This window comes from Paenibacillus sp. A3 (genome assembly GCF_001399685.1).
Taxonomy (GTDB): Bacteria; Bacillota; Bacilli; order Paenibacillales; family NBRC-103111; genus Paenibacillus_G.
The window spans coordinates 16,767-29,285 of the sequence record NZ_JTHN01000012.1 but is presented as its reverse complement, the minus strand read 5'-3'; the positions used below and the strand labels follow the sequence as shown (position 1 = coordinate 29,285).

General features: G+C 56.9%; 5 protein-coding genes. 4 read left to right on the top strand and 1 reads right to left on the bottom strand.

Annotated elements, in window-relative coordinates; all coding sequences use genetic code 11:
• The first annotated feature begins 306 nt into the window (after nucleotides 1–306).
• Nucleotides 307–5,064 carry an S-layer homology domain-containing protein gene (locus QJ48_RS01510; protein ID WP_054971902.1) on the top strand — a complete coding sequence of 1,586 codons (4,758 nt, stop codon included), beginning with the start codon at nucleotides 307–309 and terminating at the stop codon, nucleotides 5,062–5,064.
• A 22-nt stretch (nucleotides 5,065–5,086) separates the two neighbouring features.
• Nucleotides 5,087–7,801, top strand: a complete 2,715-nt coding sequence (locus QJ48_RS01505; protein ID WP_054971901.1) for a thermonuclease family protein — start codon at nucleotides 5,087–5,089, stop codon at nucleotides 7,799–7,801.
• A gap of 90 nt (nucleotides 7,802–7,891) precedes the next feature.
• Here QJ48_RS01505 and QJ48_RS01500 read toward each other — a convergent pair whose 3' ends face one another.
• Nucleotides 7,892–8,437 carry an OsmC family protein gene (locus QJ48_RS01500; RefSeq protein WP_054971900.1) on the bottom strand — a complete coding sequence of 182 codons (546 nt, stop codon included), beginning with the start codon at nucleotides 8,435–8,437 and terminating at the stop codon, nucleotides 7,892–7,894.
• A 395-nt stretch (nucleotides 8,438–8,832) separates the two neighbouring features.
• Between QJ48_RS01500 and QJ48_RS01495 the strand changes: the two genes are divergently transcribed.
• The gene (locus QJ48_RS01495; RefSeq protein WP_054971899.1) at nucleotides 8,833–10,143 is read left to right on the top strand and encodes a homocysteine synthase; all 1,311 of its coding nucleotides are present in this window, start codon (nucleotides 8,833–8,835) and stop codon (nucleotides 10,141–10,143) included.
• A 231-nt stretch (nucleotides 10,144–10,374) separates the two neighbouring features.
• Nucleotides 10,375–12,519, top strand: coding sequence for an RHS repeat domain-containing protein (locus tag QJ48_RS01490; RefSeq protein WP_054971898.1), 2,145 nt, complete (start codon nucleotides 10,375–10,377; stop codon nucleotides 12,517–12,519).

Genomic DNA, 12,519 nt, shown 5'->3' with positions numbered 1-12,519 from the left:
GGCATATGCAGAGAATTTTTCTACGCGAAGCAGGTTTCTCAACAAGCTCAGGGGATGAAAACGTCCCCTGCTTTCCTTTTCTCTACATAAAATCTTACAATTCGTCAAACACTCCGTTTACATATGTTCCCGGATGCGATGCTATAATGATACGTATTGGAGCGACAAAGTCCTCGAGACGACCAATGTTTATTGGCGTTTCGGGGATTTTTTTGTTGCAAGGAGGTGCCGCAGCGGGTCAAAGCAGGTCACGAACTCAACATTAACTGCCGTCGATGGAAAATGATGCGGAAGGAGCTATGACGCTTGAACACCATTCGATTTCAAAAAAAGGCTTGGTCGCGCACGGGGTTCGTTCTGGTGGCGGCACTTTTCGTGCTGCTGTCCTTCGGATGGACGCTGTCAGCGGTACTTGCCGCCCCTGAGGCGCTCCTGCGCAAAGCGGCGGAGGCCGGGGACCGGTCCAGCTTCGTCGTGAAGAAGGACGGCTCCTTATGGGCCTGGGGACAAAATTCGAGCAAGCTCGGGCTGGGCAGCAGTCAAGACACGATCTACGAGACGCCCGTGAAGGTGAACGGGATCTCGGACGTGGCCGCTGTCAGCATGGGGGCAAACCATACGCTCGCGGTGAAAAGCGACGGAACGGTATGGGCTTGGGGCAGCAACGAGACCGGGGCCCTGGGACTTGGCTCCGAGACGAGGGAAACCAATGTCCCGCAGCAGGTGAAGGGACCGGGGGGAGAAGGCTTTTTGACCGATGTGGCGGACATCGCCGTCGGCAGCACCTTCTCTCTGGCGCTGAAAAAAGACGGAACGATCTGGCAGTGGGGCTTTTTACATACGTTCCAGTCGGCGACTCCCACACCGGTAGTGGGTGAAACCGGTCAAGGATCGCTGTCCGGCATCGTCAGGATCGAGGCCGGAAGCGATTTTGCGCTTGCGCTGAAGAACGACGGGACGGTGCTTCAATGGGGCAGCAGCTTTTACATCCTGCCGTCGCCGAGCGCAACGCCTCTTAAGGTCCAAGGGCTGGATCAGGTGAAGGCGATCGGCCATGGCAGCTATCATGCGCTTGCCGTCAAGGAAGACGGCACGGTATGGGCATGGGGAACGAACAGCAGCGGGCAGCTTGGCGACGGCTCGAAGACGGATTCGCTTGCCCCGGTGCAGGTCAAGCTTCCGGGGGGAGAGCCGTTGCGGCAGGCAAAGGCGGTAACGGGCGCCGGCTTTACCAGCTATGCCGTCAAGGAAGACGGCACGGTATGGTCTTGGGGGGATTCGAGCTCCGGCATGCTCGGGATCGGCGAAGTAGAGGACGATCTTCATTTCGGCAGCCCGTATGCGCTGCAAGTGAAGGGCGAAGGCGGAGCGGGATTTTTGGAGCAAGTAGCTTCCCTCTCCGGCAGCGAAACGACGAACTTTGTCCTGGCCGCCAAATCGGACGGCACGTTCTCGGGCTGGGGCAAAAACAGCGAAAAGCAGCTGGCAAACACGGCCGTCGACACCTACGTCGAACCGGTCAAGTTGGACATTCGCGACGATGCGGCGGATACGACGCCGCCTGCCCGCGTAACGACCGTCCCTGCGGATGGGGCGGCGAACGTCGCAGTCGATGCCGTAGTCAAGGTGACGTTTGACGAAGCGGTTCTGGCAGGCCCGGCGTTTTCGGGGATTGCCATTGCCGATGGCAGCGGCTTGCCTGTAGGCGGGGTGACGGCAGCGGTACAGGAGCGCGAGCTGACGGTGGCGCATGCGGCCTTTGCTCCGCAGCAAACGTACACCGTTACGATTCCGGTGCAGGCCGTGAAGGATGTGGCGGGCAATGCGAACGCCGGGGAAATCAAGTGGTCGTTTGCCACGGCGGGCACTCCGGCCCAATCGGCGCAGCCGCTGGCGGACAAGCTGGCCCTCCGCGGCGTTTCCTTGACGGGAGTGCAGGGAGCCGTGACGGGAGCGGCGGTCGTGAAGGCTTACAAGCTGCCGGACAAGCAGGAGCTGCTTGGGACCGCGGCGGCCGACGCCGACGGCGCCTTTAGCTTGGCGCTTCCGGCTGCGGTGCAGACGGTTTATGTTACTGCCACGGAAGCGGGGAAAGCGGAAAGCGATCCGACCGCCGTGTCGCAGACACCGGCCTCGTCGGCAGCCGTCTCCCTGCATTTGCCCGGGGGCGGCACGGTAGGCAAAGACCGCACCTTCGAAGCGGAGGTGCGGGTGGCGAATTACGCCAATTTGTACGGTGCCCAACTTCAGATCAAGTTCGATCCGGCTAAGCTGAGGCTGGCGGAACCGACGCCGATTCAAGGCGGCGAGTTGTGGAACGGACATTCGGCGGCGTTCTTTTTAAATCAGGATCCGGCTCGTCTGGAGCAAGGCATCCTGACGTTTGCGGGTACGCTGCGCGGCGAAGCGGCGGGGCTGAGCGGAAATCAAGCGGTCTCGATCGCGAAAATTCGCTTCAGAGCCATCGGAGCACCCGGTGCGACCGCCATCGACATTCCGGCGGACGGGGTCAAGCTGGCCGCTGCGCCTCGGGGAACGAACACGCTCCCGATCCGCTCGGACGTGTCGGGGCCTGCAAGCGTGACGATTGTCCCGGGGGCTGCCGCCGGGAAAGCGACCGTCTCTTTAGCTGCTTCGGCGCAAGAAGTACGGGCCGGACAGCCGTTTACCGTCCGGGTGAACGTGGACGAGTACACGGACGTGTACGGCGCGCAATTCCAGCTGGCTTACGATCCGCTTCGGTTGAGCGTGCAGGACGAAGATCCGGGCAAGCCGGGCGTTCAAGTGCGGACAGGCTCGTTGTTTGGCTCAACCGTGACGCAGCAGGTATACAATCAGGCGGAGGTGTCGCAGGGCGTCATTACGTTTGCCTCGATGCTTCGCGGGGGCGCGTCCGGCGTATCCGGCTCCGAACCGGCGTCGATTGCCGAGATCACGTTCGTTCCGGCAACGAATCAAATCGGGGAGACGAGTATCGCGCTGAAGCCGGAAGAAGTGAGGCTGGCCGGCTATCCGTCGGGCGATCCGGCGAGCTGGCAGCTTCCGTTTGAGCTTGCGGGCAGTCCGCTGCTCGTGAAGGTAAAACCGGCAGGACCCGATACGCAAGCGCCGGTCTGGACGCCGGATGCGAAGCTGACGGCAAACGGCATCACGTCGAACGCCGTGACGCTGAAATGGACGCTGGCATCGGACGATACGGCTGTAAGCAGCTACAAAATTTGGAAGGAAGAATGGACGAACGTCAGCGTGACCCGCAGCGTGTACGGCGGGGGAACAGGCTTGAGCGTCGCCGGAGCGGTCTATGGTCCGGTGAAACAGGAAGCGGCGCTCGTGCCGGGAACCCAAACGGAATGGACGCTGGGCGGATTGAAGAGCGGAACGACGTACCGGTTCACGGTGGAGGCAGGCGATGCGGCAGGCCACTGGAGCACGGGCGGACCGGCTGTGATGGTGACCACGCTGGCAGGTTCCGGCGGGCCTGACACGGAAGCGCCTCGCTGGCCGCAGGGAGCGAAGCTTGAAGCCACTTCCATCGGCGTCAACAGCGTGAATCTGAAGTGGCCGACGGCGTCGGATAATACGGCTGTAACGGCCTACCGGCTGTATCAAGGCACGACGCTGCTTGCGACGGTGACCGGTCATGTCTACGAGGTGACCGGACTGTCCTCGGGTACGACGCATACCTTTACGGTCCGCGCGGGCGATGCCGCAGGCAACTGGAGCGACGAGCTGAAGCAGAGCTTCACGACAACAAGCATTTTGTCCGGCGGTACGAGCTACGGCGCGTGCTGCGGACCGGCAGCTCCGGTCTCTTTCCAGATGACGGAACACGGAATTGTTCTGCCTCAACCCTACATTCGCACGACGAAGGAAACGCTCGCTGGCGGCGTCACGTCGACCTTGGTGACGGTAGACGAAGAGGCGCTTGGCAAGGCGCTCGGGCAATTGAAGGATGCGGCTGCCGCTGCGCAGCGGATTACGATAGCTGTGGAGTCAGCGGTAGCGACGGTCCGGCTCCAGCTCCCGGTCGGCGTTCTCATGAAGGCTGCAGCCGATACGCCGAAGGCGGTCATTGCATTGGAAGCCGGGGCGGTCCGGTATGAGCTGCCGATCGGCCAGATCGGCTATGAAGCGATCGCCCGCGAGCTTGGGGCGGACGTCAAGCAGATGAAGCTGACACTGACGATGGCAGCCGTGAAGGGCGCGCCGCTGGAGCAGCTGAAGGCCAGCCTGAAAGGCATGTCGCTGCTGTCCGACGCCGTGGAGTTTACGGTAACGGTAGAAGGCGGGGTCAAATCGCGAGTCGTCGACCAATTCAACGGGACGATGGTGAAACGGATGTTTACGATTGCCGAACCGGATTCGAACCAGCTTACCGGCGTACGCTTCGAGCGAAACGGACCGGTGTTCGTCCCGACGGTAACGCAGACGATTGGCGGCAAGCCGACGGCGGTCCTGATGAGTCCGACGAACAGCGCCTACGGCGTGATCAAGTACCGGAAGACGTTCCAGGATACGGCCGGACACTGGGCGCAAGCCGACGTCGAACTGCTGGCTTCGAAGCTGGTCGTGCAGGGGACGTCGGAAGAGCATTTCGCGCCGGACAAGGATGTGACGCGCGCCGAATTCGCTTCGCTGCTTGTCCGTTCGCTCGGACTCCCGCTAAGCGAAATGGCTGCGCCGTTCAAAGACGTGCAGGCCGGCGACTGGTTCTATGGCGCGGTCGGCGCCGCTGTGAAAGCGGGACTGATCGAAGGCTTCGAGGACGGCACATTCCAGCCTGGGGCGAAGATCACCCGGGAGCAGATGGCGGTCATGATCGCCCGTGCCTTGAAGGCGGCGGGCAGCGCGCCGAAAGCCGGCAACGCTGCTGCTGCGCTGGACGCTTTCCGGGACAAGCAAGCGGTAAGTTCTTGGGCCAAGGAAGCGCTGAGCCAGTCGCTGGATACGGGGCTCATGAATGGCATGACCGAATCGACGCTCGAACCGGCCAGCCATGCGACCCGGGCGCAAGCGGCCGTCATGCTGAAACGACTGCTGCGTTACGCAGGGTATATCAATTAACGCCGACGGAGGAACGAAAACGATGAATACGAATCGCCAAAACGTTTGGACAACCGTATCGCGCGCCATGTTGAACACCGTGCTCGGTGCAGGTTTATTGCTTTCCGGCTTTGCCGGGACGGGGAATGCGGAAGTTTCCGCATCCTCCGTTTCCCCTGCGGCCGAGCCGACTGTCTCGGCTGCCGCTTCCGGGACGATCTCCATTGCGCAAGCGCGCCAGCTTCCTCCGGGCGTCGAGTTCACCGTCCGGGGCGAGGTGACGGCGGTTTATCCCAAGTCGAACGCCTTTATTCACGACGGGACGGCAGGGCTGCGGATTTACGGCTATGACGCCGCCAGGCTGCGTCTGGGGTCGGAAATCGATATTACCGGCAGGATCAAAAATTACAACAACGAGCTGGAGCTGGTTTTTCCTTTTACCACGACTGAGCTGCCGGGAGACCAATTCCCGACGCCCCCTCCGCTGGAGGTTTCGTTGGATCAGGTCGGCGAAGCCAATGCGGGCCAATTCGTCAAGGTCAAGAACGTCTGGGTTACCGAGGATTACAACAGCGGCGACGGCGGCGTGAAGGTGACGGACGGAAACAACTCGGTGGTCATCTTCGCTCTGGACCAGCCGGACCTCAGAACTTATTTGCAAAATCTGCCGAAGGACCCGTCCCAAAAATTCGATATCGTCGGAGCGAGCTCTGTGTTCCGGTCGACCAAGCAAATTTTCCCGCGCGGAGAAGCGGATATCGTGCCGGCGCAACCCGGCGGGGGCACGCAGACGACCGCTCCGGCGGCAGTCAAGCTGACGTTCGACAACCGGACGCCGGTGGCTGCCCGGTTAAGCGGCAGCAGCGGTTCCGTTCCGGCTTCGAGCACCGTGAAGCTGTACGCCAACGCGGCCAAAGGAGCCGAGCTTGGCAGCGGGACGGCCGATGGGAACGGCGCTTTCGCCGTCACCTTCGACAACAGCGCGCAGCAGCTCCAGACCGTCTACGTGTCCGCAACCGTGGCCGGCAAAGCGGAAAGCGGCCTGACTGCCGTCAGCGCGCAAAGCAGCGGCGGCGATACGTTCGACGTTACGGTCACGCATATTTCCGACGGCGACACGTTTAACTTTAGCCCGTCGCTGACGGTAGACGGCAAGTCGGTGCATATCGTGCGCATGCTCAATATCGATACCCCGGAAACGGCGCAGACGCCCTTCGGCGATCAAGCCACGCAAGTGCTCCAATCGCTGATTACGACGGGAACGGCCGTGAAGCTGGAGCTGGACCAAGTCAAAGTGGACGGTTACGGCCGCCTGCTGGCGCACGTGTACCGCAAAAGCGACAATCTGGACGTGAACAAAGAAATGCTGAAGCGCGGAGCGGCGATCAACTATTACATTTACCCGAACATGAAATATTTCGCGGACTACGGGGCGGCGGCGAAGGAAGCTTCGCTGGAAGGCAAAGGGATCTGGAATCCGGGCCAGCCGCTTAGCAAGCTGCCTTACGAGTACCGGGCGGCGGGCTGCATGGAGCGGTATGTCGGGGATTCGCAAACGAAGAAATATTACGTCCCGAAGCGGTACAATGAAATTCCGTTCGAGAACCGGGTATTTTTCGGCTACGACAAGCTGGAACCCAGATCGGCAGGCTATACCCCGGCGGACCCTGCGGACCCGAACCATAATCCGGCGACGGACTGCTCGACTGGAAGTCTCAAAACAATCGCGGAGGTTCGCAGCAATTGGAATCCGGACACGACGTATCAAGTGGTCGGCGAACTGACGGCCGTCCTTGCGCCGGATCATGCGTTCGTTCAGGATACGACAGGCGGCATTCATCTGTACGGCAAAATCCCCGCCGATCTGCAGGTCGGACAAGAGGTGAAGGTGGACGGCAACGTACAGGAGTTTTACGGGGATCTGGAGTTTAAGAACGCAAGGATCGAGAAGCTGAACCAAGACCGGATTCCGACGCCGGTTCCGCTGGAGCTTAAGCTGGATCAAGTCGCGGAATCGAACGAGGGCCGTCTGATCGCCGTGCGAAACGTGTGGATCACGAGCAATTACAGCGGCGGCAACGGCGGTATCCGGATCACGGACGATACAGGGACGGAAGTCGTCGTCATTTCCCCCACGAAGGGCGGGACGTTCCTTGCCGAATTGCAAAAGCTTCCCAAGGGGAAGCAGAACAAATTTGACATCGTCGGCGGCAGCTCCGTTTGGAGCAGTCTGCGGGAGATTTACCCCCGCTCCCTGACCGATATTGTTCCGGCAGGCGGATCGGGCGGCCAAACTGGCTCGGTGAAAGGCACGGTGAAAGCCGAGGGCCGCAGCGTACAGAGCGCCATCGAGATTACGGCGAAGCACCAAGCGAGCGGCAAAGAAACCAAAATTACCGCTTCGGCCGACGGCTCCTTTACGATTCCAAATCTGACTGCCGGGTCTTACACGGTAACGGCGAATCTGAAGCACTGCATCCCGGTCAAAGCGGCGGTCATCGTACAGGACAGAAAAGCTGCCGACCTCGGCAACTTGGCGGCGCCCGGCAACGGAGGCAGCAAGGAAGGCTTGATGCGGGGAGGCAACGTGTATCCCGACGCGGAAATCAACATTTACGATGCGGTAACCGTGGGCGTTTCGATCAACAAGACGACGCCGGAAGCTCTAGAGGCGGCGGACATCAACGGAGACGGCGCGGTCAATCAGGCCGACCTCGATCTGGTAGAGAAGAATTTCCTGGCCCAAATCGCAAACTAAGGAGCAATTGGGCAGCATAAGAAGCGGCGTCCCGGGCATAAGCGTTGTATGCTTGCGGGACGCCGCTTTTTTTACAGGAAGGAAACCAGCTTAGCTTTGCGCGTTTTCCGGAGCCGTATGGATGACGACGCCTTCGACGTCTTGCGGATTTTTCAGCAGGTGAAAAATCGGGCATACCCGTTCCACCGCCTCATGAAGCTCGGCGATCGTCTGCTCCGATTCCGACGAGACAATGTGCAGCTTATACCGGATGTTGTGCGGGTAGATCGGGACATGCTCGAAGCCTGGCTGACCGGCCAAGGCGTGCTGCTCCCCGGTCACTTCCACCTCCAGCGATTCCAGGGACACGCCCCGTTCGGCGGCTTGAATCAAGGTGATATGCGTCAAGCAGCTACCGAGCACGCCGAGTTGAATCTCCGGCGAAGTCGGCCCGAGATTGTACCCGGCAAAGTCCGGCGGACTGTCGCTAATAATCTGAAAATCGCGGATGCGGATTTCGCGCACCCCGCTTCGCCCGGCGGCACGCACATTCGCTTTAATCGCCTGCCTGGCCGTTTCCGGCTGCTTCAAAGCTTGCTCGTTGCGCTGTAGGCTCGCTTCCCGTTTTTGAACCAGAAATTCGTTTAAGGTGGACATCGTTCGATCACTCCCATACGATTGAATTTGATTCCCAAATAAAAAGACTCCATGATTATTCGGCCAAGTCACGTTTCCGGGTACGGTCGAATACATGGAGCCTCCAGGGGCATGGTGGGCTGGTTGGATGGTTGAGATTACAAAATCAAGGCGATTTACTAAAATGTAGCATCAAATGGCGGAGGAAGCAACTCGAAAATTTTTAAGTTGACGCTGGCAAGAATCTCCTGTTAAAATAGCATCAACACCCGATAACCTATTAAACCTATCGGAATTTGTCTACCGGACTGCCGGAGGCATGACGAACCCGCATTCATCATCGCAATGCGCGGGCCGTTGTGTCTCTTTTTTTGCATATTAACTCATACTATCTCAAACCTTGGAGGATGAAAACGATGGCTAACGAAAATCAATGGCAACCCGAAACTTTGGCGGTTCACGCCGGGCAGGAAATCGATCCGACGACGTTCTCCCGGGCGGTCCCGTTGTATCAGACGACTTCATACGGCTTCCGGGATACGGAGCACGCAGCGGACTTGTTTGCCTTGAAAGAGTTCGGCAACGTATATACGCGGATTATGAATCCGACCACCGACGTCTTCGAGAAGCGCGTTGCCGCGCTGGAGGGCGGGGCTGCGGCGCTGGCGACGGCCTCCGGACAAGCGGCCATCACGTACTCGATCCTGAACATTGCCTCCGCCGGTGACGAGATCGTCTCGGCTACCAGCTTGTACGGCGGCACGTACAACTTGTTCGCCTCCACGCTGCCGAAACTGGGCATTCAAGTGAAGTTCGTCGATCCGTCCGACCCGGAAAACTTCCGCGCCGCCATTACGCCGCAGACGAAAGCGCTGTACGCCGAGACGATCGGCAATCCGAAAGGGGACGTGCTGGATATCGAAGCGGTGGCCCGCATCGCTCACGAGAACGGCATCCCGCTCATCGTGGACAATACGTTTCCGAGCCCTTACCTGCTGAAGCCTATCGAGTTCGGCGCGGATATCGTCGTCCATTCGGCCACAAAGTTTATCGGCGGTCACGGCACATCGATCGGGGGCGTTATCGTCGACAGCGGCAAGTTCGATTGGACCGCGAACGACAAGTTCCCGGGGCTGACGCAGCCTGACCCGAGCTATCACGGCCTCGTCTTTACCGAAGCGGTTGGACCGATCGCTTATATCATCAAAGCCAGAGTGCAGCTGCTGCGGGATCTCGGAGCCACGTTGTCGCCGTTCAACGCGTTCCTGCTGCTGCAGGGGCTTGAGACGCTCCACCTGCGGATGGAGCGCCACAGCGCCAACGCGCTCAAAGTCGCCCGCTTTCTGGAGAAGCACGAAGCGGTCGATTCGGTGCAATACCCGGGACTGGAGAGTCATCCGTCCTACGCGCTGGCGCGTAAATATTTGCTCAAGGGCCAAGGCGCGATCCTCACGTTCGAGGTCAAGGGAGGCGTCGAAGCAGGCAAAAAGCTGATCAACGCCGTGAAGCTGTTCTCCCATCTCGCCAACGTCGGCGATTCCAAATCACTGATCATCCATCCGGCGAGCACGACCCACCAGCAGCTCTCCGGGGAGGAGCAGCTCGCCGCAGGCGTTACCCCGGGCCTAGTCCGTCTGTCTGTTGGCACGGAATCGATCGGCGACATTTTGGCCGATCTGGAACAGGCGCTGCTGGCAAGCCAGGAGGAAAGCCGGGCCTCGGTTTAAAGGTAAGATACGGAAAGCCGCAATGCGAGGTTATTTGCTCGTGTTGCGGCTTTTTTGTGTTTTAAATGCTTCCGCTGGGTGATGAAAATAGTCGGTCAGTCAGAAGATTGATATATTTTTTTTACATAAATCGCTATATACAGACATCATCTGTCAAAGGTATAATTTAGCAGGGAAAATATTTCAATATTTCAAGTCCAACATCCAAGAAGAACGTACTGGGAGGTAGTTATGTCAAAAAGGTTCATATCGTTTTTACTATGCGTCATGCTTATGATAGCATGCTCTTTACCATCAATGGCGGCAAACGGAGAAACAAACTATCAATATGATACAAAAGGGCAACTGGTGGAAAAGGTAGATTCAAACGGTGCTATTGAGTATCAATATGATCAACAAGGTAATCTTATCAGAAAAAATAAAACAAATAACCTCTTAATGAATCCAAGCTTCGATATGTCCGGCGGAAATAATGAGGTTGCTGATAAGTGGGGGAAAGAAATATGGTCGGCAGAAGAGTCCAATTTTAATGTAATTCCGTTTACACCCACTTCAAATTCGCAGAAGATCAGCGGTTCCCGCATAAAAAATAACGGAATCGTTGCAGTGAGTCAAGTAGTAAGAGTATCACCTAACAAGTCTTTTCATGTGAGTGGAAGATTTAATATTGAACAGCTGTCTAATGCCAAAGTCCAGTTATATGTTGACTTTTATAATGATTCTGGTTTTACTGGAACGGCTAGCATTGTTGAAACCCAAAATGTTACAAATGGAGGATATGTAACCCTTTCGGCTAATGGCGTAATTCCGTCGAATACGCTATACGCTAAAGTTTATCTCATTATTCGCAGCATATCGGATGGCGCATCTGGGACGATGTATGTGGATATGACGAATTTCAGCTATGAATCGGAAGAGAATTTGCTTTCCAACGGAAGCTTCGACAAGTCGAACCAAAACAATGAAGTAGCGGACGGATGGGGGAAATCCATATGGAGCACCAATACCTCCGATTTTGAATTAATACGACTCCCCTCTGGGGCACGTGTTCAGAAGGTGACCGGCTCAGGAATAGCCAATAATGGCGCTACCGGAGTGAGTCAGCTTGTGGTAGTGGAACCGGGAAAACCGTTTCAAGTCAGTGGAAGTATGAATATTGAACAGCTCTCCAATGCCAAAATTCAACTCTATGTGGATTTTAGTGGCCCTAACGGATTTACCGGAGTTAGTGTGACTGAAAGTAATGTCATTACTCAAGGTGGTTACGTCACACTATCATCGAATGGCACCGTTCCGCCCAATACCCGATACGCACTTGTCTATGCCCTTATTCGCGGAACATCCGACGGCGCCTCCGGGACGATGTATGTCGACATGATGAATTTCAAGTACGAAGCGGAGCCTAATTTCCTTGCTAATGGAGGTTTCGATACATCGACCCAATATAATGGAGCAGCGGATGGGTGGGGCAAATCCGTATGGAGCGCCCGGGCATCTAATTTTGAGTTAATTCGTTCGGCATCCGGGGCACGGGTTCAAAAAATAACCGGATCCGGAATAGAGAACAACGGAGCAGTTGGGGTAAGCCAAGCGGTAAGGGTAGACCCGGATAAGCCGTTTCAAGTCAGTGGAAGATTTAATATTGAACAGCTTACCAATGCGAAGGTCCAGTTATATGTTGATTTCTTCAATGCAACCGGTGGTTTTACCGGAGCAAATGTTACCGAAAGCAACGTTTTGACAAACGGGGAATTTGTTACTCTTTCATCACATGGAATCATTCCGCCCAACACCATTTATGCGGTTGTACATGCTCTTGTACGTGGCACTTCGGCTGAAGCTTCCGGGACGATATACGTCGATATGATGAATCTTAAATACGCCACAGAAGGCGATCTCGTAACCAATGGAAAATTTGAAGTTTATACCCAAAATGACGGAGTGGCGGATGGCTGGGGCAAATCAATCTGGGGTGCAGCTAACCCTAATTTTGAGCTGATACGGATTTCAGCCGGATCACGTGTACAGAAGGTTGCGGGAACTGGCATAGCTAATAATGGGATAGTTGGCGTAAGCCAGCTCGTGAAAGTTGAACCGGGTAAAGCTGTAAATGTAATCGGAAGCTTCAATGTAGAACAATTGATCAACGCCAAGGTTCAGTTATACGTCGATTACTTCAACGGAACCGAGTTTGTGGGAGCAACGGTGACGGAGAGCAGTTCTATTACGAACGGGGGGTATGTTCCTTTGTCGACAAATGGTATTGTCCCTCGGAATGCCACGCATGCTCGAGTCTATGCCTTGCTAAGAGGTGTGGCGGATAATGCTTCAGGTACCATATATGTAGATTCGGTTGGATTGAAGTATATAAAGTAA

Excerpts from the sequence above, each read along its gene's own strand:
- QJ48_RS01505 (WP_054971901.1), top strand. The coding sequence starts at position 5,087 with ATGAATACGAATCGCCAAAACGTTTGGACAACCGTATCGCGCGCCATG.
- QJ48_RS01495 (WP_054971899.1), top strand. The coding sequence starts at position 8,833 with ATGGCTAACGAAAATCAATGGCAACCCGAAACTTTGGCGGTTCACGCC.
- QJ48_RS01500 (WP_054971900.1), bottom strand. The coding sequence starts at position 8,437 with ATGTCCACCTTAAACGAATTTCTGGTTCAAAAACGGGAAGCGAGCCTA.
- QJ48_RS01490 (WP_054971898.1), top strand. The coding sequence starts at position 10,375 with ATGTCAAAAAGGTTCATATCGTTTTTACTATGCGTCATGCTTATGATA.